Annotated in this window: 22 protein-coding genes; 14 read left to right on the top strand and 8 right to left on the bottom strand. The window is 43.4% G+C overall.

The genetic code is table 11. The annotated features are described in order from the left end of the window. Positions 1–137 precede the first annotated feature (137 nt). Positions 138–686, bottom strand: a complete 549-nt coding sequence (locus EWM62_RS12585; RefSeq protein WP_129877006.1) for a fasciclin domain-containing protein — start codon at positions 684–686, stop codon at positions 138–140. A gap of 109 nt (positions 687–795) precedes the next feature. Next, positions 796–1,917 (bottom strand): radical SAM family heme chaperone HemW, encoded by a 1,122-nt coding sequence (gene hemW / locus EWM62_RS12580; RefSeq protein ID WP_129877058.1) that lies wholly within the window; start codon positions 1,915–1,917, stop codon positions 796–798. Between the two features lie 114 nt (positions 1,918–2,031). Here hemW and EWM62_RS12575 point away from each other — a divergent pair, with 114 nt between their 5' ends. From EWM62_RS12575 to EWM62_RS12540, 8 genes are all read left to right on the top strand, one after another. Next, positions 2,032–2,478 (top strand): DUF1569 domain-containing protein, encoded by a 447-nt coding sequence (locus EWM62_RS12575; protein ID WP_129877005.1) that lies wholly within the window; start codon positions 2,032–2,034, stop codon positions 2,476–2,478. Positions 2,479–2,541: 63 nt separating this feature from the next. Further along, positions 2,542–3,531: a DUF4271 domain-containing protein gene (locus EWM62_RS12570; RefSeq protein ID WP_129877004.1), complete on the top strand. Its 990-nt coding sequence runs from the start codon at positions 2,542–2,544 to the stop codon at positions 3,529–3,531. 10 nt (positions 3,532–3,541) lie between these two features. Then, complete coding sequence (locus tag EWM62_RS12565) at positions 3,542–4,306, top strand: uroporphyrinogen-III synthase (RefSeq protein WP_129877057.1); 765 nt, start codon at positions 3,542–3,544, stop codon at positions 4,304–4,306. A gap of 255 nt (positions 4,307–4,561) precedes the next feature. Then, positions 4,562–5,884: a T9SS ring complex lipoprotein PorK/GldK gene (gene porK / locus EWM62_RS12560; protein WP_129877003.1), complete on the top strand. Its 1,323-nt coding sequence runs from the start codon at positions 4,562–4,564 to the stop codon at positions 5,882–5,884. Positions 5,885–5,924: 40 nt separating this feature from the next. Further along, positions 5,925–6,728 carry a type IX secretion system motor protein PorL/GldL gene (porL, locus tag EWM62_RS12555; protein ID WP_129877002.1) on the top strand — a complete coding sequence of 268 codons (804 nt, stop codon included), beginning with the start codon at positions 5,925–5,927 and terminating at the stop codon, positions 6,726–6,728. 38 nt (positions 6,729–6,766) lie between these two features. Then, complete coding sequence (gene porM, locus EWM62_RS12550) at positions 6,767–8,299, top strand: type IX secretion system motor protein PorM/GldM (RefSeq protein WP_129877001.1); 1,533 nt, start codon at positions 6,767–6,769, stop codon at positions 8,297–8,299. Positions 8,300–8,306: 7 nt separating this feature from the next. Further along, positions 8,307–9,290, top strand: a complete 984-nt coding sequence (porN, locus tag EWM62_RS12545) for a type IX secretion system ring subunit PorN/GldN (protein WP_129877000.1) — start codon at positions 8,307–8,309, stop codon at positions 9,288–9,290. 137 nt (positions 9,291–9,427) lie between these two features. Continuing rightward, positions 9,428–10,906 carry a serine hydrolase domain-containing protein gene (locus EWM62_RS12540; RefSeq protein WP_129876999.1) on the top strand — a complete coding sequence of 493 codons (1,479 nt, stop codon included), beginning with the start codon at positions 9,428–9,430 and terminating at the stop codon, positions 10,904–10,906. A gap of 1 nt (position 10,907) precedes the next feature. Here the strand turns inward: EWM62_RS12540 and uvrC are convergent, their stop codons facing one another. From uvrC to EWM62_RS12510, 6 genes are read right to left on the bottom strand one after another with little or no spacing between them, the layout of a single operon-like run. Then, positions 10,908–12,734 (bottom strand): excinuclease ABC subunit UvrC, encoded by a 1,827-nt coding sequence (gene uvrC / locus EWM62_RS12535; protein WP_129876998.1) that lies wholly within the window; start codon positions 12,732–12,734, stop codon positions 10,908–10,910. A 32-nt stretch (positions 12,735–12,766) separates the two neighbouring features. Then, positions 12,767–13,150 (bottom strand): four helix bundle protein, encoded by a 384-nt coding sequence (locus EWM62_RS12530; protein WP_129876997.1) that lies wholly within the window; start codon positions 13,148–13,150, stop codon positions 12,767–12,769. Positions 13,151–13,201: 51 nt separating this feature from the next. Beyond that, entirely contained in the window at positions 13,202–15,442 is a 2,241-nt protein-coding gene (locus EWM62_RS12525; RefSeq protein ID WP_129876996.1) for a penicillin-binding protein 1A, read from the bottom strand. Between the two features lie 6 nt (positions 15,443–15,448). Further along, positions 15,449–18,292, bottom strand: coding sequence for a type IX secretion system periplasmic lipoprotein PorW/SprE (gene porW / locus EWM62_RS12520; protein WP_129876995.1), 2,844 nt, complete (start codon positions 18,290–18,292; stop codon positions 15,449–15,451). A gap of 10 nt (positions 18,293–18,302) precedes the next feature. Then, positions 18,303–18,629: a type II toxin-antitoxin system RelE/ParE family toxin gene (locus EWM62_RS12515; protein ID WP_129876994.1), complete on the bottom strand. Its 327-nt coding sequence runs from the start codon at positions 18,627–18,629 to the stop codon at positions 18,303–18,305. After that, positions 18,619–18,825, bottom strand: coding sequence for a hypothetical protein (locus tag EWM62_RS12510; protein WP_129876993.1), 207 nt, complete (start codon positions 18,823–18,825; stop codon positions 18,619–18,621). The genes EWM62_RS12515 and EWM62_RS12510 overlap by 11 nt, the downstream gene beginning before the upstream one ends. Positions 18,826–18,892: 67 nt before the next feature. Between EWM62_RS12510 and EWM62_RS12505 the strand changes: the two genes are divergently transcribed. The 6 genes from EWM62_RS12505 (at position 18,893) to atpH (ending at position 22,172) form a co-directional block, all read left to right on the top strand. Continuing rightward, positions 18,893–19,141: an AtpZ/AtpI family protein gene (locus EWM62_RS12505; RefSeq protein ID WP_129876992.1), complete on the top strand. Its 249-nt coding sequence runs from the start codon at positions 18,893–18,895 to the stop codon at positions 19,139–19,141. Positions 19,142–19,184: 43 nt separating this feature from the next. Continuing rightward, a complete protein-coding gene (locus tag EWM62_RS12500; RefSeq protein ID WP_129876991.1) occupies positions 19,185–19,571 on the top strand; it encodes a hypothetical protein in 387 nt (128 codons plus the stop codon). 32 nt (positions 19,572–19,603) lie between these two features. After that, on the top strand, positions 19,604–20,680 hold the full coding sequence (gene atpB / locus EWM62_RS12495; protein ID WP_317127811.1) for a F0F1 ATP synthase subunit A: 1,077 nt from the start codon (positions 19,604–19,606) through the stop codon (positions 20,678–20,680). A gap of 47 nt (positions 20,681–20,727) precedes the next feature. Continuing rightward, on the top strand, positions 20,728–20,937 hold the full coding sequence (gene atpE, locus EWM62_RS12490) for an ATP synthase F0 subunit C (protein ID WP_067062340.1): 210 nt from the start codon (positions 20,728–20,730) through the stop codon (positions 20,935–20,937). A 107-nt stretch (positions 20,938–21,044) separates the two neighbouring features. Continuing rightward, entirely contained in the window at positions 21,045–21,539 is a 495-nt protein-coding gene (atpF, locus tag EWM62_RS12485) for a F0F1 ATP synthase subunit B (protein WP_129876989.1), read from the top strand. Between the two features lie 84 nt (positions 21,540–21,623). Beyond that, positions 21,624–22,172 (top strand): ATP synthase F1 subunit delta, encoded by a 549-nt coding sequence (gene atpH, locus EWM62_RS12480; RefSeq protein WP_129876988.1) that lies wholly within the window; start codon positions 21,624–21,626, stop codon positions 22,170–22,172. The last annotated feature ends 7 nt before the right edge of the window (positions 22,173–22,179 follow it).

The following is a 22,179-nucleotide window of genomic DNA, read 5'->3' as shown; positions in this document are numbered from 1 at the left end:
AAGCGGCCTATGCTGTTTTTTTGACAAAAAACAAGCCCGGCGCTTTTGCAACCGGGCTTATTTTAGTTTGCAGTTTAAAGTGTGCAGTTTGCATTCATTGTATTTTTGCCAACTGCCAACTACCAACTACTAAATGACTAATTAGGCATTAACACTGTATTTACAACGTGTATTACGCCGTTGCTTTGGTTAACATCGGCAATGGTTACCCAGCTTTTGCCACCCTTTTCGTCAACCAGGTAAATTTTACCGCCCTGCATCATGGCTTTCAAAATACCACCGCTAACGGTGTTCAATTCGGCAGTGCCTTTACCGGCTTTAATTTTTGCCATTAACTGGGCCGCGCTCCATTTGCCGCTTACCACGTGGTATGTTAAAATTTTAGTTAAGGTTGCTTTGTTCTCGGGTTTTAAAAGGGTTTCAACAGTGCCTTTTGGCAATTTGTCAAAAGCAGCGTTGGTAGGCGCAAATACGGTGAACGGCCCGGCCGACTGTAAAGTTTCTACCAAACCGGCAGCTTTAACAGCGGCAACAAGGGTGGTGTGGTCTTTTGAGTTTACAGCGTTTTCTACAATGTTTTTGGTTGGATACATGGCCGCGCCGCCTACCATTTTAGTTTGAGCGTAAGTGTTGGGCGCAATTGCAATAGCTGCTAAGGCAAAGGCCGCGATAATTAATTTTTTCATTTTTTTAGGTGTATGTTATTTAAACAGAGATACGCCTTAACTTTTCCGGCGGTTTTTATGGCGGGGTATATTTCTAACAACTAATTGCTATACCTAAGTGTTTTGGCTATTAAAAAAATAGCGCGGCCGCAATATTATCGGCATATAGCTTGCCATGCGGGGTAAGGGTTAAAACGCTGCCGGTTCGACTAATGCTGCCATCATCAAAATAGGGGCGGGCAGCTTTTAAAAGTAAGGTTGATGCACCGGGCGCTATGGTATCCAGTTTATTGATATCAAGCCCCCAAACAGTGCGTAGGGATGTCATAATATATTCGTTAAGACGATTGCTTTCGGTAAGCACCTCAACCTCGGCAGGGATGGTGTTTTGAGTTAGGGCAGCGATATATTTGGCGTTATTAGCCACATTCCATTGCCGGGTTTCGCCGTTAAAGGAATGTGCCGACGGGCCTATTCCCAGGTATTTAACACCCCGCCAGTAATTGGAGTTATGGCGCGAGTAGCGGCCCGGCTTGCAAAAATTCGAGATCTCGTATTGTTCAAAACCATTGGCTTGCATGGCATCCAGCATCATGTTAAACTGCTCGGCGCTTTGCTGCTCGCTCATGGGGGGCTGCTTTTTTTTGCCTATGAAAGCTGCCAGCGCGGTTTGTGGTTCTACCGTCATGCTGTAGGCGGATATATGGGGGATACCCAGCTCAAATATCTTACTAAGGTTATGTTTCCATTTGGTATCGGTAAGCAGGGGGTAACCGTATATCAGGTCGGCAGTGATGTTTTCAAACCCGGCGTCCTGCGCGCGTTTTACGGATGCTTCGGCTTCGGCGGCGCGATGCACACGGTTCATCCATTGCAAGTCATCGTCAAAAAACGACTGGATGCCTATACTGAAACGGTTTACAGGCGTATGCCTATAGGCGTTTACCTTGTGCCGGTCCAGGTCGTCGGGGTTGGCCTCAAGGGTTATCTCTGCATCGGCTGTAACGGTATGGATCTCGGTGATGGTGTTGATGATGCTAATGATCTCGTCAGCAGAAAGTACAGATGGGGTACCGCCGCCAAAATAAATGGTTTCGATAGTTTCGTTAGTAAGATAGCTTTTCTGCAGAACGATCTCTTTTAAAAGCGCCTGCACCATCTCGTCCTTATACTTAGCCGATGTGCTGAAATGGAAATCGCAGTAATGGCAGGCTTGCTTGCAAAAGGGGATGTGGATGTAGATACCGGCCATGGGGCAAAGGTATGGCAAATATTTCTTTTGGCGCATTTGCCCCCTTAAGTTGTCATGGTGGCACCCTTTTTTATAGGAAAGGATGTTATAAATTTGATCAAACAATACATAAATATGAAAACCATTTTTGATAAAATAACCAGGGACGAACTGATAGACCGCATTAACTCGCTTAACGGAGATAACAAGGCCGAGTGGGGTAAAATGAATGCCTACCAGATGGTAAAACACTGCGCTGTTTACGAAAATATGATGTTGGGGAAAGTGCCCTTTAAAAGGATGTTCCTGGGATATATATTTGGTACAATGGCTTTAAAAAGTTTAATAAAAGATGAAGCGCCTTTAAAACGGAACACGCCCACTGTTCCAAGCTTTATCATTAAAGATACCACCGGCGATATATCGGCCGAAAAGAAGAACTGGATAGCGCTTATAGAACAATACGGGCTCTGCACCGATTACGAGGTAATACATCCGTTTTTTGGGAAAATTAATAAAGAACAAATTGGTTACCTCGTATTTAAACATACCGACCATCACCTTAGGCAGTTTAACGGTTAAGCGATTTGTTTTGCATAACCCGCCATAAATAAGGTAAATTTGCAGTATTACACGGGTTTATACATGCGCTGGTTAATTTGCTTTGTTTTTATTGTTGTTTTAGGGTTACCTGCGGCGCATGCGCAAACAGATAGCGCGGCAACAACCGTAACCGATACCGTTCGTAAAAAGCCGCGTTATAAAGGCCCCATGCCATTTCTTGATTCGGTAGCCCACGCAACAGCCGCCCGCGAACAGTTTGTATCAGATTCGCTGGCGGGGGCGTACATCAAAGCTCCCGATCCGGATCGCCCAAACCTGTTTGTAGACAGTATTTTACAAGCCAATAAGTATAGGAACGACCTGTACCTTGGGCTTTCGGCAAAATCAAAGGTAAAACAGGGATATGGCCTCAGCCGCCCCTCGCGCGATGTTTGGGTTATCGCGGTAATTATAGTACTGCTGCTTTTTGCATCCACCTTAAACATATCATCAAGCAAGGATATGAGTAATGTGTTCCAGTCGTTTTATAACCGTAAAACCATAAGCCAGGCAGGTAAAGAAGATAGCCCTATTAACGTTTGGACTTTTATTGGCTTGTTCCTGCTGTTTGGGTTTACCTTTGGCTTGTTCCTGTACCTGCTTACCACCGGTTATTACAAAGTTTATTATACCATAGGCGGTTTCCAGCTTTTTGTTACGCTATCGTTTGTAATAATAGCCTTGTTTGCAAGCAAGTTCATGGTTTTAAAATTTTTAGGGTTTGTATTTGATATCAACAAACTGGTAAGCGAGTATATATCTGCTTTGTCGCTCACCTATTTTAATATCGCTTTTGTGTTTTTGCCGGTTGCGCTATGCTTTAGCTTAATAGCCGATAAATTTATTCCGTTTTTACTGGCCATAACCCTGCTGCTTGTTATCATTATTTTTATATGGCAATACCTGCGCAGCAGTGTAAGTATCATTTCTAACTTTCGATTTCATAAGTTTTATTTATTTGTCTATCTTTGTGCCCTCGAAATTTGCCCCATATTGATTTTGATTAAGGCACTTAATATTGGATTTAGGTAGTAATTTACGTATGGCATTGGAAGACAGAAAGAAAAAGGTTAAGAGTATTTTGGTAACTCTGCCAAAACCTGAGAACGATAAAAACCCCTACGCAGAATTGGCTAAAAAGCTTAATTTAAAAATAGATTTTAGGTCGTTTATTCATGTGGAGGGGGTGCCTGCCAAGGATTTCCGTAAGGAAAAAATAAACCTGGCCGATTTTACAGCGGTGATCTTCACCAGCCGCAACTCTGCCGATCACTTTTTCCGTATTTGCGAAGAGATGCGTTTTGAGGTACCTGTAGAAATGAAATATTTTTGCCTTTCGGAAACCATCGCCCTTTACCTGCAAAAATATATCCAGTATCGTAAGCGTAAGATATTTTTTGGCAAGCAAACAGCTGCCGACCTGGCCGAAGTGCTGAAGAAACACTCTGCCGAAAAATTCCTTTACCCATGCTCGGACGTAGCCGCCGAAGAAACTCAAAAGTTTTTGCTTGATAACGGCTACGATTTTACCCCGGCGGTATTGTTCCGTACCGTATGCAGCGACCTGAGCGACCTTGCCGAAGTGTTTTACGATGTTATAGCATTTTTTAGCCCTTCAAGCATACAATCCTTATACAAGAACTTCCCCGATTTTAAACAAAATAACACCCGTATAGCAGCTTTTGGCGCCACAACGCACAAGGCAGTACTGGAAGCAGGCTTAATTTTAGATATCCCTGCACCAACGCCCGGCGCCCCTTCCATGACCATGGCTATAGATCAATATGTTAAGCAAGTCAACAAATAAGTAATTTAACTGTTGTGTTATTGCAACATTCTGTAATTTTCAACGTATAACGGTGAAAGTATTTATGTAATAACGAAATATTTTTGCTGCACCCTATCGTTTTTAAACAAATTAAAAAGGTGTTTTCTTTAACTTTTAATACACTTTATTAGATTTAAAAAACATTTTTTCGGTTTGGTTACTGTAAAAGTGATATATTCGGGGGTGCGTTCTGTTGCATAATGATTGATAGATGTTACTGATTTTGGATACAAAATGAAACAAGTATACTTTTTAATAATAGTTTTAACCGGTACTATATTAACTGGTTGTGGTATAGGCGGTGGCGGAAATAGTGGTGAGGTTATAGGCGTAAGGCAGCGGTCTTTCAGGGCTACAACCCCCCTCAATATGGTTTATATTAAAGGAGGTACGTTTTTAATGGGCCAAACCGACCAGGATGTAACCTTTGCCCAAACATCGCAAACGCGGCAGGTTACGGTAGCGCCATTTTTTATGGACGAGACCGAAATATCAAATACCAAGTACAAGCAATTTGTATTCTGGGTTCGCGATTCAATTGCCATTACCAATTACTTAAACGACGACAAGTACTATCTGCAACCTAAAAAAGGTGCCCCTGCCGACCCTAACGGCCGTAAATACATCAACTGGAAATACGTTGAAAGCAACCCTGTGTTTAGCACACGTGGTAAAAATGCCGCGGCTAACGCTCCTAAATTACAAGGCTTATATTACCAGGGCGATGATCGCGTGTTTGACCGTAACGAAATTGATGTACGCCTTTTAAAATATAATTATGCACTAATGTCGCTGCGCGATGCATCAAATTACCGCAACGATAAAACCAAGCGCCGTTCTGATTTCATTTTGCGCGATACGGTTGGTGTTTACCCGGATACGCTGGTTTGGCTTAACGATTTTTCGTACGCGGCCAACGAACCGATGGTTGAAGGCTATTTTTCGCATCCGGCGTACCGTAATTACCCTGTTGTGGGTGTTACCTGGCGCCAGGCAAGGGCATTTACCGTATGGCGTACACGTTTAAGCGATGGCGCCAAACACGCTCGGGGTTTAGACCCCAACCTTCCGTTTAATTTACCAAACGATGCCGAATTTGAATACGCGGCACGCGGTGGCAGGGTAGGTACCGATTACCCCTGGGGCGGCCCGTATATTAAAAACGCCAAAGGATGCTTAATGGCAAACTTTAAACCCGGCCGTGGTAACTATACCGATGATGGCGGTGCGTACACCGTAAATGTAAGATCATACTTCCCTAATGATTTTGGACTATATAACATGGCAGGCAACGTAGCCGAGTGGACATCGTCTGCTTATGACGAATCGGCATCTACATTTGTACATGACCTTGCCCCAACATTTAACTACGAAGCTAAAGCAAGCGACCCCGAAGTACTGAAACGTAAAGTGGTACGCGGCGGTTCGTGGAAAGATGTTGGTTATTTCCTTCAAAACTCTACCCGTACTTTCGAGTACCAGGATACAGCGAAATCATATATCGGTTTCCGTTGTGTAACCCAATATCTTGGTCGCGACATTAAGGACAAACGCTAATTAAAACTAATTATACAATCAAATACATTTACTAAAGTTTATGGCTGGTAAAAAGAAACCTTTCGGAATAGGAAATATTATATCAATTGGTGCTACCGTTGTTATTATAGGGCTGTTATTTAAAATACAGCACTGGAAATATGCAACTGAATTTATTACGGTAGGTTTGAGCACCGAAGCATTGTTGTTTTTTATACTTGGTTTACAAAGGGAAGATAAAGATATAGATTGGGTACGCGTGTATCCCGAACTGAGCGAAGAGTTTTCGGGCGAGTTGCCAAAAGCATCGGCAAGGCCGGCAGCGGTAAGTAATTTTTCTAACACCGCGGCTTTAGATAAAATGCTTGAAGATGCTAAAATTGGCCCCGAACTGATAGGCAGCCTGGGCGAAGGCTTGCGCACCTTCGGTGATAAGGTTAACGCCATATCGAGGGTTACCGATGCAGGCGATGCAACCGTTGCCTTTACAAATAAGGTAAAACAGGCTACAGCCAGTTACGATAACCTGAGCAATGCCTTTGAAAAAGCATCGGCCAACTTAAACGAGATGGCTAACACCAATATCGATTCAAAAGCATATCACGATCAGGTTACTAACCTTGCTAAAAACCTTTCATCGTTAAACGCGGTGTACGAACTGGAACTGCAGGACTCGAGCGCGCATTTAAAAGCGATGAACAGTTTCTACAAAAACCTGTCGTTAACCATGAATAACTTTAACGAATCGTTAGACGACTCGAAACAGTTTAAAGAAGAAGTTGGGCGTTTAGCTAAAAACCTTGCATCGTTAAACTCGGTGTATGGCAATATGCTTACGGCAATGAACCAGCCACGTGTTAACTAATCTATTTAATTCAACCCCAAACAGCATAAATATACAGCATGGCCGGAGGTAAAGAAACCCCAAGACAGCGAATGATAGGTATACTGTACCTGGTTCTTTTAGGGCTTGTAGCGCTAAACGTTCCGGACAGTTTGCTGGATGCATTTAAAAATATCACCAATAGCTTAGATACTTCACGAAAGAATGTTACCACCGGTGTTGATAACACCTACTCTGCTTTTGAAAAAACCAAATTGAAAGATCAGCCTGAGAGGGCTAAGCCTATTTACGATAGGGCCAAAAACGCGAGTAAAATAGCAGGTGAACTAAATAGCTATATAGAGTCGTTACGCACTATGCTCATTAGCGAAGGCGGCGGTATTAATCCCGAAATAGGTGATGTAGAGGCAAGGGATAACCTTGACATATCGCCACGTGTAATGATAGCAGACAAAAATGCAGATAAATTACGAGCGAAAATTGACGAAACACGTAATAAACTTATAAACCTTTTGCCTCCAAAGGACAGAACCGGCATCAATTTTTCATTAAATGCCATCGATCCTCCTAAAGGTAAAGAAGGTCGGAAAACCTGGCAGCAGGCTTATTTTGGTGATGGTATCCCATTAGGTGCAACATTAACCACGCTTGCCAAAATCCAGGCCGACAATAAAAACGCCGAGAACGAAGTTGTTAAAAAGATATTAGGCGAAGTTGACCAGGCCGTTGTAAACCTGGATAAATTTAGCGCGGTTGCCGTCGCGCCATCAAGTTATATTATAGCAGGGCAGCCCTATACTGCCGAAGTATTTTTGACAGCTTCTGATTCAAGATCCAGCCCGCAAATAACAATTAATGGTTCATCGATCCCTGTATCAGAAGGAAGAGGGAAGTACACTGTCAACACAGGTGCAGAAGGTGTATTTACATGGGGCGGTAAAATTACCGTTAAAGGTACTAATGGCGAACCCAAAACTTATGACCTTCCAAAACAAACTTACCAGGTAGCCCGCCCTTCGGCAGTGGTATCGCCTGATAAGATGAACGTATTGTACATTGGTGTGCCAAACCCGCTGTCGGTATCGGCCCCGGGTATCGCTAAAGAAAAACTGCATGTAAGTATTTCGGGCGGTTCTATCAGCGGCTCGGCAGGGCACTACACCGCTAATGTTAGCAGTTTGGGCAATGCTACTGTAACCGTATCAGGAGAACTTGCACCGGGTAAATCACAAACTTTGGGTTCTACGTTATTCCGTGTTAAACGGATACCAGACCCTAAAGCAACGTTTGCAGGTAAAAGCGGCGGTAAAACCAGCGCGGCTAACCTGCGCGCGCAGGACAGGGTTTTTGCACGTTTAGATAATTTTGAGTTTGATGCCAAGTTTAATGTTACCAGGTTTAATTTAATTATTATTAAACCGCGCCAGGATGCAGTTAGCTTATCTACAACCGGCGGCGAATTATCAAGCGCTATGCGTTCGGCCATGAGCAGTGTAACGCCTGGTACAACCGTTGTGTTTCAGGATATTATTGCTGTTGGGCCTGATGGTACACAGCGCGGACTTGACGGAATAGTATTGACGGCTAATTAATGAAGTTATGAAAACAAGATTTTTGATAATTATACTTTGCCTGGCTTGCAGTGTATCTTTTGCGCAAAGGAAGAAATCAACAAAAAAGCCCGTACGCAAAGCAACCACACAAGCGCCGGTTACCTTAAGGGTTAACCCCGATAAACAGCAGGTTGCAGGGGCCAATGGCGCGCAAAATGCCGGTTTACAGCTGGTTGATACCACAAAAAGGAAACCTTTTGACCGCCCGCTTGATGGTTATTATAAAAAGAACAATATTTTAAGCGCTAAGGTAACCCCTTATGCTAACCTGCGCGAAGCCGACGTAATGTTTGCAAAACGCGTTTGGCGCGAGATAGACCTTCGCGAGAAAATGAACCAATACCTGGCATCACCTAAAGGCAGATTGATAGATGTTTTGATGGCCGCTATTGATGCAGGTGAATTAACCGCGTACGACCCTACATCAACCAAAGACGACCCTAACGGGGATAGCTTTTCGAGGCCTTTGAGCGCCGCGCAGGCACGCAGCAAAATGGCCGACAGCTCTGTAGTAGATCAGTTTGATAAAAATACAGGAGATAAGATAGGATCGAAAGTAGTGGCAGGCGAGTTTAACCCTGATAGTGTTGTTAAATTCCGTATTAAAGAGGATTGGGTGTTTGATAAGCAGCGTTCTGTTTTTGAGCCGCGCATTATTGGTATAGCGCCGCTTTACAAACCTAAAGCAGCAGGGTTAGATCTTGATTACCAACCCGCTTTTTGGATCTATTTCCCCGAAGCAAGGCAGGTACTGGCTGTTAAAGAAGCTGTAAGCCGTAACAACGACGCTACAGGTTTAAGTTTCGACGATGTTTTTGTAAAGCGTATATTCTCCAGCTATATTGTTAAACAATCTAACGATAAGGACGAACGTATAAGAGATTACGCGCAGGGGATAGACAAGCTTTACGAATCGGAAAGGATCAAAAAGAACCTGATGGATTGGGAGCTTAACCTGTGGAGTTACTAACTGTTCATGGATTAATGAGTAGCTTAAATTAGTATAAAATACAAGGGCCTTTGCAATAGCAGAGGCCTTTTTTATGCCTTATCAATTTTATTGTAACTAATTATACAATCAATAGTCTGTTTGTTAAACGCTTGTTTATGATGGTGCCTAAACTTGTCTATAAATATATAAAGGTATTTTGCTTGCTGGCTTTGCTTTGTTTAACTAAACTTACCGCCTACGGGCAACAGGCGTCAAAGGCACAGCAGATAAACGCTTACATTAAACAAAAGCTGGCTAACGGCGGCTTGCCGGGGCTGGCCATTGCCGTTGTACATTACGATACTGTAATATTGGCCAAAGGATATGGTAAAACATCGGCCGGTAAGCTAATAGATGCCAATACCCCATTTGCTATTGCATCGCTTAGCAAAGCATTTACCGCCGCGGCTGTGCTGCAGCTTACCCAAGCCGGTAAAATAAATTTGAATAACCCTGTTAAATTTTATATCCCTTCGTTTAAAATAGACGGGACAAAAGGCGATAAGATAACTGTAAGCCAGTTGCTGCACCAAATAAGCGGTATGGGCGATACCGGTTACCCGGAGTTTACGCTGGATAAACAGCCGGGTAATTTAGATGAGGTGATCACAAATATGCAGTCGGCAAAGTTGGTAACAGAACCGGGCAAGGCATATCATTACCATAACCCCAATTACCAGGTGCTTGCTAAAATTGTTGAGGCGGTTAGCCATAAACCTTTCGGTACCTACGTCCGCGATAATATTTTTAGCCCGCTAAAGATGGTTAATACTTACGATGTAGATAACACCGCCCGCATGTTTAACACGCCGTATAACTTACCCAGGGGGCATATTTACATATTGGGCAAGCCTGTTGCCATTAACGAACCCGATTGGTTTGTTGAGGGCGATGCCGGGGTGGTATCAACAGTGGACGATATGGCCAAATGGCTGTCGGACCAGTTGAAAGCTACGGGGGAAGGAACTTCGCCGGTACTGGGCAAAAAGTACCTGGCTATGATGCAATCCGCCCCTGCGCGCAACAATTTTAATTACGGCATGGGGTGGCATGTTAGCGCCGCTAACAACGTTTTGTACCACAGCGGCATATACTGGACCTACAGCTCGCAGCAGATCATATTAACAGATAAAGGTTATGGCATAACTATACTATTTAACGGCGGCTTTAAACCCCTTACCGACTATTACTCGTTGCTGCAAGGGGTCCAGGATATACTGGCTGGTAAAAAGGCAGATGCTACCGCCTTCCCCATCTGGGTTTATACCGTAGGTGTGATCATATTGCTGGTGCTAATAGCATCCTTATGCACCAGGCGGATGTTTAGGGTAAAGCAATGGCATGTTAATTACCTGCACAGGCCAAAATGGAGAACATGGCTGTATATGCTTTTGCGCCTGGTGCCGTTGGTTTTGCTGTTACTTATCCCTTACCTGTTAACCGCTATAAGCGGGCGCGTGTTAAGTATGGGAAGGATAACGCTGATGTTTATGGACCTGGTGCTGGTGATGGGGTTATGGGGTATGCTCAACTTACTGATCGTATCACTAAGATCGATATACCTGGCAAAGCACAAACAAGCCGTAAAAGCTTAGGCTATCCCTGCAACCCGGTTACATCGCTAACCGATGGTTTAAAATACTGCGTTATGGCTTTGGCCTGTTTCAGGTTCACAACTTCCTGCAATTCGGTTTCGGTTGCTTCGCGGATCTTTTTAACAGATTTAAAGTATTTCAGCAGTTTTTCGGATGTGGTTTTGCCAATGCCTTCTATCAGTTCCAGTTCGGTAACCAAGGTGCCCTTATCACGTTTTTTGCGGTGGAAGGTGATGCCGAAACGGTGTGCCTCGTCGCGCAGCTGCTGAATTACTTTCAACGTTTCCGACCGCTTATCCAGGTACATGGGGTATTGGTCGCCGGGGTAGTATAATTCTTCCAGGCGTTTGGCAATGCCTATAACAGTAACCTTTTTTTCGATGCCCAAAAGTTTTAAACTCTTCATGGCCGATGATAGCTGCCCTTTGCCACCGTCGATAATGATCAATTGCGGCAAGCCGGTATCTTCATCCAGCACACGGCGGTAACGGCGCAGTACGGCTTCTTCCATGGTGGCAAAATCGTCGGGGCCAACAACCGTTTTTACGTTAAAATGGCGGTAATCTTTTTTAGATGGCTTGCCATCTTTAAACACCACAATGGCCGACACGGGGTACTTGCCCTGAAAGTTTGAATTATCAAAACACTCGATATGGCGCGGCAGGGTGTTCATGCGCAGGTCCTTCATCATCAGGCTAAGCAGGCGCTCGGTACGTACCTCGGGGTTCAGTTTTTCGTACTGGTCTATCTTTTCCTTTTTAAAGAACATTACATTCTTTTGCGAAAGATCCAGCAGTTTGCGTTTTTCGCCCAGTTTAGGCACCGTAAATTTCAGCCGGGCGTCTTCCAGGTCGATGTTAAATGGAACGATGATCTCTTTGGAGGTGCTACTATACCTGGTCCTGAACTCGGTAATGGCGATGGTAAGTAATTCCTCATCCGTTTCGTCAAGCCGTTTCTTAAGTTCGATGGTTTGGGTTTGAGTAATGGTTCCGTTCATCACCTTCAGGAAATTTACAAAGGCGTATTTTTCTTCGGATGCGATGCTGAAAACATCCACATCGGTAATAGAGGAATTTACCACCGTTGATTTGCTCTGGTAATTTTCCAACAGGTCCTGTTTGCGTTTGAGGCGATGTGCCAGTTCGAAGTTAAGTTCGCTTACTGCCTTTTCCAGGTCGCCTTTAAGGCCACGCACTACGTTACCTATCTTGCCGTTCAGCACATCGGTTATTTCGCCAATATTGTGGTCATAATCTGCCTCAGACTGAAAATCCTGGCATGGGCCTTTGCAGTTACCCAACTGGTATTCCAGGCATACTTTAAATTTACCCTTCTCGATATTTTCGCGGGTGAGGTTAAGGTTGCAGGTGCGCAGGGGATAAGTTTCTTTTATCAGCCCCAAAATTGTATGCATCATACTTACCGATGCGTAGGGGCCAAGGTATTTAGAGCCATCTTTTATGATGCGGCGTGTCCAGTATATGCGCGGGTAGTTCTCGTTCTTGATGATGATCCAGGGGTAGGTCTTGTCATCCTTCAGCATTACATTGTAGCGCGGCTGATGCTTTTTTATCATGCTGTTTTCCAACAGCCAGGCATCTACTTCGGTATCAACAATGGTAAAAGTAATGTTGCGGATCTTGGATACAAGCACCCTTGTTTTGGCATTTATCTGTGTATCCTTGTTAAAATACGAGCCTACACGGTTACGCAGGTCTTTAGCTTTACCAATATATATCAGTTCCTTTTCGCTGTCCCAATATTGGTATACACCCGGTTTGTGCGGTATATTCTTTAAAGCTTCCCTGTAATCGAATTTCTCCATACTATAGTTCACTGGTTAATTCGTTCATTGGTTCATTGGTCTGCTTTAACACCGGGTGATTTACCAATAAACTTTAAATATGCATTTAACTTCAAATGGATAACCTGAAGTTTGTCAAATAGCATATTGAACTTTTCCTCACTAATTAGATTTCTCTCCTTTGCTTTCTTAAGCCAACCCTTGGTCTCTAAAATAGAGCCGCGGCTAAAAAAGCAAAAGTTTCTATTTTCTTTATAATGATATCTGCCATATCCTTCGGCTATATTAGCTCCAATAGAATCGGCAGATCTTACTATTTGTTTCCCAACTGTGTCTTTCGCGAAATAGTCCCACTCGCTTACTAAAAACCAAACTTCATTACTAAAAGTTTCGGCTAACTGATACAGCTCTAAATCCTCAAGATTGTAATAACTCATATCGAATATCCAACCAATGAACTAATAAACCAGTGAACTAATGAACGCCAATTAAAAATCTAACTTCTTCTCCACCTCGTTGGTTCCTTTTTGCTGTTGGCTGTAGGCACCGCAATCGAGGGTGATGGTTACGCCTGATTTGGGCGGCACAAAGTCCACATTCTTTTTTATGCCGAGCGCCTGGTTGGCGTATACCCTTTTCATATACCCGGCAAATATGGGCAGTGCCGTATTGGCGCCCTCGCCCAACCGGGTAGAACGGAAGTGGATATCACGGTCTTCGCAGCCTGTCCAAACGCCGGTAACCAATTGCGGGGTAATGCCGATGAACCAACCGTCGGAGTTATCGTTAGTTGTACCGGTTTTGCCGCCAATGGGGTTGGTTAAGCCGTATTTACCGCGTAAGCGCCATCCGGTACCTTCATCGATAACGCCTTTCAGCATATAGGTCATTACGTAAGCGGTTTGCGGGTTCATGGCCTGTACAATTTTTGGCGTGTTGTTATAAAGCACGTTGCCGTTCTTATCTTCTATACGCAGCAAGTAGGTAGGTTCTGTCCAAACGCCTTCGTTTGCAAATGCCGAGTAAGCCCCCGTCATATCAAATACCGAAGCATCAAAGGTGCCCAGGCATATAGATGGGTAGGGCGGCACATCGCTCGTGATGCCCATCTTTTTTATCAGTTCCATCACCGGTACCGGTTTTACCTCGTTCATTACGTATGCGGTTACCCAGTTTTGCGAACGCGCCAAAGCAGTACGCAGGGTAATAACCCCCGGCACGGTCTCGCTCGGTGATGACCGCGGTGTCCAGTCGGTACCGTAGCCTGTAATGGTAATGGGCTCGTTAGCCACCTGCATGCATGGCGAAAAGCCATCATCAATGGCCACTGCATAAGTAAAAGGTTTAGCGGTTGATCCCACCTGCCTGGTCCCCATTTTTACCTGGTCGTATTTAAAATGCTCGAAATTGGTGCCCCCCACCCAAGCCTTTATATATCCTGTAGTAGGGTCCATGCTCATCAGGGCGTTGCGCAGCATCATTTTGCAATATACGATCGAGTCGATAGGCTTCATCAGCGTATCGATATCGCCGCGCCAGGTAAACAGGTTCATTTTGGCAGGCGTATTAAAATCGGCGGTGATCTCTTCTTCAGATTTACCTAACTGTTTAAGGGCGATGTACCTGTCTGACCGGTGCTTGCCTTTTTCTAACAGCGATTTAAAGGTTGGGATGCTTTTCCAGAGGCTGATGCCTTTCCAGTGCGCGTTAAACTGTGCCTGCAAGGTGCGCATGTATTCTTTTTGCGCTTCTTCGGCGTAGCCCTGCATAGTGGCATCAATGGTGGTGTATATTTTAAGCCCGTCGCGGTCAAGGTCATAAGGGGTTGTACCATCCGGTTTAAATATCGATTTATCAACCAATATCTTTTGCACCTCTTTTTTAAGTACTGCCCTAAAATAGGTGGCAATGCCGTCGTTATGGTCAATAGGCCTAAAGGTAAGGCCAAGCGGCTTTGCTTTATACTCTTCTGCCTGTCCGTCGCTCAGGTAATGCTCCTCGTTCATGCGGCGCAAAACAAAGTTACGGCGGTTTTTGGCATTATCGGGGTGGTTTATGGGCGAGTAAATGCCCGGCCCGTTTATCATGCCAATTAAAAGCGCGGCCTGGTCTGGTGTAAGTTTATCGGGCGTGGTGTTAAAATAAGTACGCGATGCCGAACTGATGCCCCAGGTATTGTATGCGCCAAAATCTACCGTGTTTAAATACAGCGTTAATATTTCTTCTTTGGTGTAGTTGCGCTCTATTTTAACAGCGGTTATCCATTCCTGCAATTTTTGAATGATACGCTTGAACGGGTTGTGCGACCGCTCTGAAAAAAGGTTTAGCGCCAATTGCTGGGTTATGGTACTGCCCCCTTGTTTTTTACCTATAAGGTTGTATAGTATAATACTAAACGTACGCTGAAAATCTATCCCCGAATGCTGGTAAAAACGGGTATCCTCGGTAGCTATAAGCGCGTTAACCACGTTTGGCGATAGCTGCTTATAGGTAACACTGGTCCGGTTTTTTATATAGTACTTACCTATGATCTGCTTATCAGATGAGATGATCTCTGATGCCTGGTCGCTTTTAGGGTTTTCCAGCTCGCGGAAGGACGGCAGCGGCCCGAATACCTGGAACGCTATCAGCAATATCATTATAACAAAAAAAGCAAAACAGGCAATAAATAATCGCCATATGTACCAATTGTAACGTCTTATATCCTGCTGCGAAACTTTACTGATCATTTCTTTTTAGTAGTTTTTTTGATAATAGTCTATATAACTATCTAATGTTTTTTGGTTGGCTAATTTATCCAGATTTTCCTGGGTTATGATAAAAAAGCTGTATTTATCCTTGGGCACCTTCATAATATCGGGCATCAGCGGGATAATAGCGCGGGCATAATCCTTAACATTTGCCAGGCTTGTAAAACGGCCAACGTAAATAAGCTGGTTATCGGCACCAACGTATTTAAGCTGATGTTTAACCGTATTATCCTGGAAATTTACCCTGTTAAACTGCCCAATACCAAAACGTGATGACGACAGATTAGTTGTGCCTAAACTTACATTTACCACAAAATAATAATGGGTGCTATCGCGCATGTTAAATATAGAAGGTACCGGCTTAACCGGTATTGCTACTGGGGTTACTGTTGGTGTAACCACCTGCACAGGTTGGGTAACAGGCGGTGTAACATTTGTTATCTCTGTGGCTTTCTCTTTGATCACAACGGGTGGCGGTGCAACGGGCTCCGGCTCGGGTTTGCGCACATCAGGCACTACTACATATTTTTCGGCAGGTGTACGGTATTCCGTTTCCTTCTGATAAACTACAGGCAGGGTAAACTGCGGGTCGTTAATTTCCCTGTCAGATATAACCACTTTGCGGGCGGCCAGCTCGGCCTGGTTGGCGGTTATGTAGGCCAGGTGCTGGATTACCAGCGGGGTTATCAGTTTATCATCAGGGTAATTTGTTGCTATTTGCTGCAGTTCGGTATTAAAAGGGGCAAGGGGTTCCTGGTGGCCGGCTGCAAAGGCGCGTAAATAATAGATCTGCGCGGCATACCTGTTATTTGGGTATTGTGCAAGCAGGGCATCGGCTGCTGCTATAACCTGCTGGTACTGCCTGCCGGCATACAAATCGTACACTTTATTATATAAGGTATTAAAACCGGTATTCTCGTCGCTTAAACGTTTACTGTAGTCAGGGTCAAGTATGCTTTTGGCAAAAGGAGTTTGAGGGTAGTTTTTTACAAGTAACCCCTTGTATTTATCAGACAACGCCGGGTTGCTCTCGCTATACAAGCGGTAAAGGTTATAATATATGGCAGCTGTATTGCCATTATCGGGGAAACGGCTCAGCAATAATTCATAAGCTGCAGTAGCTTCCTTCTTATCACCCAGCACATCGCGGTAAAAATTGGCTATATCCAGGTATGCATCAAATATACGTTTGTTTGATTGTGCCATCAGCGCCGGGGTAAGCGGCAGGTTTTGTAACAGGTCTTGCCTGAAATTGCCCGCGTTAACCTTGCCCGCATTATTAACGGTACCACCTAACGGGCCATCAGGGTCGGTAGCCTGTATAGCTATGGATGTGTTTTGGGTAATATCGCTGCTTGCGCGGTTGCTTCGGCGCCAGTTATCTTCTAACTTGCGGTTGCCCCATATGCGTTTAAAGCTGCCAAAACCCTGGCTTACCGCAGCGTTGTTATTAAAATAGAAATTTTCGCCGTTGGGGGTGCTTTCCTGCGCGGGTTGGTTTACGTTAAAAGCACTTCTGCCCTGGGGTACATTTACAGCGCTTTCCTGCTGTAACTGCAGGGTTTGGGCTTCAACCATTTTATCGATACGTGCCAGGCGGGCGGGTTCATCCAGTTTGGCCAGCATTTGCAGGGTATCCTCGCGGGTTATTATTTGCATCTTATCGGCAAGTACCTGCAGGTTTTCGCCTTTCTTTTGGATGATGCTGTATTTAGGGTAATTTGGTGATAAGTTCACCAGCGTGCTATCGTAATATTTTTTCGCGGCAGCATAATCTGCCTTGTTCTTGAAATAAATATCGGCCATCCGCAGATATGACAGGCCTTTCTGATTCTGATTTTTTGTGCTGTAGTTTACCGACTGGCGGTAGCTTTTCAGCGCGTTATCTATCTCGCCGCTGTTGTACTGCAATTCGGCTATCTGGTAATATACCTGGTCGGTAAAATCCCGGTTGTTATCATTTTTTAATAACGACCGCAGGCGGGTAAGCCGGCTTACCCTAACACCGTTCTGGTTATCTTCAATCCGTATACGGTTAAGGTTGGCGTTAAAGGTCATGTCAAACACCGCGTTGCTTTTGCTAACGCGATTGTAGTTGGCAATGGCATCGGCGGGTTTGTGGTTCATTTCCTGCAGTTGAGCAAGGATAAAGGTCCAGCGCAGTTCGGTATCTTTTGAGTGGCTGTGCTGCACAGCCAGCTTTGCCATTTCTTCGGCATCGGTGTAATCCTGTATGTTTATATCATACTGCAGTTTGGTAGCGTAAACATCGGCAGTAATATGCTTTTTGGGGTTGATGTTTTTAAAGGCGCTATCTAAGGCTGTTTTAGAATCATTAGGTTGATTGATGTATAATAACGACCTCGCCTTATAAACCAGCGCTTCCTGCTTCAGATCGGCATTTTTACCAAACGACCGGATAACGTAGTTAGCATACTCCACGGCATCAAAATAATTCCCGTCAAGATAATTGGCTTTACTGAGTAGCAGGTAGGCATCGCCCAGGTAATGGCTTTGCTCTTTAACGCTTATTATAGTATTGGCTTTTGCCTTGATCAGGTCAAGTTCTTTATCGGGCACATCACTCCTGGTAACAGTATCCCGGTAAACAGTTAGCAGTTCGCTGTAATCGTCAACATAAGCAGCTTCATAACTCTCCTGCTTCTCGCGCAGCAGTTCTTTGGCGTTAAAAAGTATATTGTATTTGGCTGTAAGATTTTGTAAACCGCGGTTAAGGGCGCTTTTCTTTTCGAGCGAACAACCGGCAATAATTACAACTATTGCCAGCAGCGTTAATTTGAATATAGGAAAGGTAGAAGTATGCCTCAATGGTTTTTGGTTAATATATTAACTTTAGTAATTCTTTAATAGCGGTATCTGATATATTGCTTTGTTCCGCTTTGTCGTATAAACTCAATAATATTACAGTATCTTCTGAAAAATGGATGTGAGTAATCACCCTGCCCCCGCCACTTTTGCCACTCCCCTTGCTTGATATTGACAACCGTATTTTAAAACAGTTAGATCCTAAAGAACTTCCCTGTTGCGGGTCTTCTTTTAATAGTTTTATCAGATCTCTCAATTCGGTTTTTAATGAGGGATACTTTTTTATTAAGCGTTTCGCTTGCTTATCAAAAGAACTTAGGGTTATTACATTATAACTCATTAAGCAATTCCTCCGCAGGCCTGCCTTTAAGTTTACCGGCTTTTATAAGCTTAACATCTTCTACAGCCTCTTTTAACTCATGTAAAAACTGACTGTTAGCTTCTGTTAACGGCTTGGTTTTAACGTATTTGAAATTCTTTAAAACTTCTAATATAAATGATGCCTTATCGTCTTGAATGTCTAACAAGATTTTCATAAAAAACAGTTGTAAAAAGTATCGCTAATTTACTAAATAGTATTCAATAGGTTTAATAAATTTGCGGATGGCTAAAAATGAACAACCGGACGATAAAGAAACAGTTAAAGAGGTAGGTAAAGAGGCAAGCGCCTATGCCAAATACACCGGACTGGCTTTCCAGATGATAGTGATCATTGGCATTTTTGCCTTTGCCGGTTATAAAATAGATGAGGGCGCCCATCATACCACCAAATGGGTTACGGCAGCGCTTTCACTGGCCGGGGTGTTTATATCATTATTCATCGTTATCAGATCGGTAAAAAACTCAAATTAATAAACGACTGATAACCTCATTCCATTTAATAGTAGGTATATTAATGAAAATACAACCCGCCCTTATTTCGTTTGCCATATTTGTAGTGGTTTTGGCAGTGCTACCGGTATGCCTGTCGGCTACCGGCAATGCTAATTTATTGATGCCCCATTTTTGGTGGATGTTTGCATACATTACCGGCCTTACATTTTTAGTGGTTATTGAAATATTATTTACACAAAAAATAAACCCCGAAAACTATGCCCAGGTGTTTTTGGCAGGCACTACTTTTAAAATATTGGCCTGCCTGGCATTTATGGTGATTTTTTTGCTTAAAAACAAGATAGAAAAGGGTGTTTTTGCAGGTAATTTCTTTTACTTATATTTCTTAAATACAGCCTTTGAAGTTTACGTTTTGTTGCGTAACTTGCGCAACCAAAATTTAAAGTAAAAAACTTTATTTAGATGTATAAAAGCTCAATTTTGAAATTAAAAATTTTTACACTTTTACGAATTTGTGCCGTTTTTTTAACGCTGGCCACATTTTCGATACCAGCGTTTTCGCAGGAAGAGCACGCTGAGCATACTGAAGGCGCAGAAAAAAAGTTTGAGCCGGGCGAAGTGGTTTTAGAGCACATTGCCGATTCGCATTCCCTGCATCTTTGGGGCCACACTTCAATCCCCTTGCCTGTAATATTATATACTGATAAAGGCCTTGAGGTATTTTCATCAGCACATTTTGAGCATGGCCATGCAGATTATGCCGGTAAATATTATACCTACCGTTTGATAAACGATAAAGTAAATATTGTTGGCGAAAATAATACTTTGGCAGAAAGTTCAAGTGTTGTTAAATGGAACAGCAGCTTAACCGATCTTTCCATCACCCGTAACGTGGTAAGTATGTGGATGTCCATCCTTGTGCTGTTAATAGTATTCATCAGCGTATCATCGGCCTACAAAAAAAATCATGGTAAAGCGCCAAAAGGCATGCAGTCTTTTTTAGAGCCTGTTATCCTTTTTGTAAGGGACGATATTGCCCGCCCAAATATTGGTTACAAGTATCAGCGCTTTATGCCTTTACTGTTAACCGTGTTCTTTTTTATATGGATAAATAACCTGATAGGCCTTGTGCCTTTCTTCCCGGGCGGTGCAAACTTAACGGGTAATATAGCAGTAACGCTGGTACTTTCTGTTATCACCTTGTTTGTGGTTAACTTAAACGGCAACAAGCATTACTGGCAGCACGTTTTTGTGCCAGCAGATGTTCCCGGCTGGATCTGGCCTTTATGGTGGGTTATCGAACTGGTGGGTATCATATCAAAGCCTTTCGCTTTAATGATACGTTTGTTTGCTAACATTACAGCAGGGCACATTATAGTGCTTAGCTTAATATCGCTGATATTTGTGTTCAAATCATTTGCTATTGCGCCGGTATCAGTTGCATTTGTGGTGTTTATGGATGTGCTTGAATTGCTGGTAGCAGCATTACAGGCGTTTATCTTTACGCTGTTAACCGCTTTATTTATCGGTACAGCTATTGAGGAGCATCACCATTAATATTTGTAAATAATTATATACTATATATTCACTTTAAATTTAAAACAATGATTGGAAGTATCGCTGCACTTGGTGCAGGTTTAGCAGTAATTGGTGCCGGTATCGGTATCGGTCAAATTGGTGGTAAAGCCTGCGAAGGTATTGCACGCCAGCCAGAAGCTGCTTCAAAGATCCAAACTGCAATGATCATCGCTGCGGCACTTGTAGAAGGTGTTGCACTGTTTGCTGTGGTTGTATCTTTCTTAGGTTTGAAATAATATTTCATCCCTTTAAAGAGGATTAAAAAATTAACCGTACCCGTAGCGATTGGCTGCGGGCACGGTTATTAAAAATTGATTTTTTAAAATATATACATCATATAATAATGAATCCATTAGTTACCCCCGATATTGGTTTAGTATTCTGGACAACGGTATCATTTGTAGTGTTGTTTTTCCTGCTTGCCAAATTTGCCTGGAAACCTATTATGGGTGCCCTTGACGAGCGCGAGCGCTTTATTGAAGATTCGCTTTCGAAAGCCGAAGCTGCTAAGGAGGAGATGTCTCGTTTAACAAGCGAGAACGAATCGTTACTGAAGCAAGCCCGTATAGAGCGTGATGCGATATTGCAGGAAGCTAAGAAGGTGAAAGACCAAATCATAAGCGATGCTAAAGAAGCCGCGCACAAAGAAGGTGCCCGCCAGATCGAGCTTGCCCGTATCGAGATAAACAACCAGAAGGCCATTGCTATGGCCGATGTAAAAAACCAGGTGGCAGCTTTATCGTTAGAAATTGCTGAAAAAGTTTTGCGCAAGCAATTTGAAGACCAGGGCAAACAGGACGAGTTGGTTGCCGACCTGTTGAAAGAAGTGAAATTATAATATAGACATGAGATATTAGATCTGAGACATGAGACAAATAAATTATCTCACATCTCAAATCTCACATCTCAAATCTCAAGAACGATGTCAGAAATAACAGTAGCATTAAGATACGCGAAAGCACTGATTGACCTTGCAGAGGAGCAGAACGCCCTTGAAGCGGTTAAAACAGATATGGAGCTTTTCCTGGGTGTTGTAAAAGGTAATCCGGAGTTAGGCGCTGTTTTAGCTAACCCAATTATATCGCACAGTAAAAAAATACATATACTGGCTGATGTTTTTGGAGCAAAAGTTAACAAAGTAACTTTAGCGTTTTTTAACATTATGGTTAACAAAGGCCGTGGCGAGGTATTATATACTACCGCGCACGAGTTTATTGGCCTGTATGATGTGAAGAACCATATCACTAATGCAAAGGTGGTTACCGCTTCTAAGCTATCTGCCGATAATAAGAAGAAAATGCTTGACGATGTGCAGAAGGCAATTGGCGGTACCGTTAAACTTACTGATAAGGTCGACCCATCGCTAATTGGTGGTTTTGTACTTACTGTTGGCGACAGGCAGGTTGATACCAGCATTGCCAGCAGCTTAAAACGAATGAAAAAGGAATTTGCACAGGTTGCGATCAAATAATATTAAA

Source organism: Mucilaginibacter terrigena (assembly GCF_004168255.1).
Lineage (GTDB): Bacteria > Bacteroidota > Bacteroidia > Sphingobacteriales > Sphingobacteriaceae > Mucilaginibacter > Mucilaginibacter terrigena.
This window is presented reverse-complemented; position numbering and strand designations above follow the sequence as displayed.

Bases quoted from the DNA above. Each gene is read 5' to 3' on its own strand.
- uvrC (WP_129876998.1), bottom strand. From the start codon at position 12,734: ATGGAGAAATTCGATTACAGGGAAGCTTTAAAGAATATACCGCACAAA.
- EWM62_RS12500 (WP_129876991.1), top strand. From the start codon at position 19,185: ATGAAAATACAACCCGCCCTTATTTCGTTTGCCATATTTGTAGTGGTT.
- porL (WP_129877002.1), top strand. From the start codon at position 5,925: ATGGCTGGTAAAAAGAAACCTTTCGGAATAGGAAATATTATATCAATT.
- EWM62_RS12570 (WP_129877004.1), top strand. From the start codon at position 2,542: ATGCGCTGGTTAATTTGCTTTGTTTTTATTGTTGTTTTAGGGTTACCT.
- EWM62_RS12515 (WP_129876994.1), bottom strand. From the start codon at position 18,629: ATGAGTTATAATGTAATAACCCTAAGTTCTTTTGATAAGCAAGCGAAA.
- EWM62_RS12565 (WP_129877057.1), top strand. From the start codon at position 3,542: ATGGCATTGGAAGACAGAAAGAAAAAGGTTAAGAGTATTTTGGTAACT.
- EWM62_RS12575 (WP_129877005.1), top strand. From the start codon at position 2,032: ATGAAAACCATTTTTGATAAAATAACCAGGGACGAACTGATAGACCGC.
- hemW (WP_129877058.1), bottom strand. From the start codon at position 1,917: ATGGCCGGTATCTACATCCACATCCCCTTTTGCAAGCAAGCCTGCCAT.
- EWM62_RS12530 (WP_129876997.1), bottom strand. From the start codon at position 13,150: ATGAGTTATTACAATCTTGAGGATTTAGAGCTGTATCAGTTAGCCGAA.
- EWM62_RS12505 (WP_129876992.1), top strand. From the start codon at position 18,893: ATGGCTAAAAATGAACAACCGGACGATAAAGAAACAGTTAAAGAGGTA.
- atpF (WP_129876989.1), top strand. From the start codon at position 21,045: ATGAATCCATTAGTTACCCCCGATATTGGTTTAGTATTCTGGACAACG.
- atpH (WP_129876988.1), top strand. From the start codon at position 21,624: ATGTCAGAAATAACAGTAGCATTAAGATACGCGAAAGCACTGATTGAC.
- EWM62_RS12510 (WP_129876993.1), bottom strand. From the start codon at position 18,825: ATGAAAATCTTGTTAGACATTCAAGACGATAAGGCATCATTTATATTA.
- porK (WP_129877003.1), top strand. From the start codon at position 4,562: ATGAAACAAGTATACTTTTTAATAATAGTTTTAACCGGTACTATATTA.
- porM (WP_129877001.1), top strand. From the start codon at position 6,767: ATGGCCGGAGGTAAAGAAACCCCAAGACAGCGAATGATAGGTATACTG.
- EWM62_RS12525 (WP_129876996.1), bottom strand. From the start codon at position 15,442: ATGATCAGTAAAGTTTCGCAGCAGGATATAAGACGTTACAATTGGTAC.
- EWM62_RS12585 (WP_129877006.1), bottom strand. From the start codon at position 686: ATGAAAAAATTAATTATCGCGGCCTTTGCCTTAGCAGCTATTGCAATT.
- porN (WP_129877000.1), top strand. From the start codon at position 8,307: ATGAAAACAAGATTTTTGATAATTATACTTTGCCTGGCTTGCAGTGTA.
- EWM62_RS12540 (WP_129876999.1), top strand. From the start codon at position 9,428: ATGATGGTGCCTAAACTTGTCTATAAATATATAAAGGTATTTTGCTTG.
- atpE (WP_067062340.1), top strand. From the start codon at position 20,728: ATGATTGGAAGTATCGCTGCACTTGGTGCAGGTTTAGCAGTAATTGGT.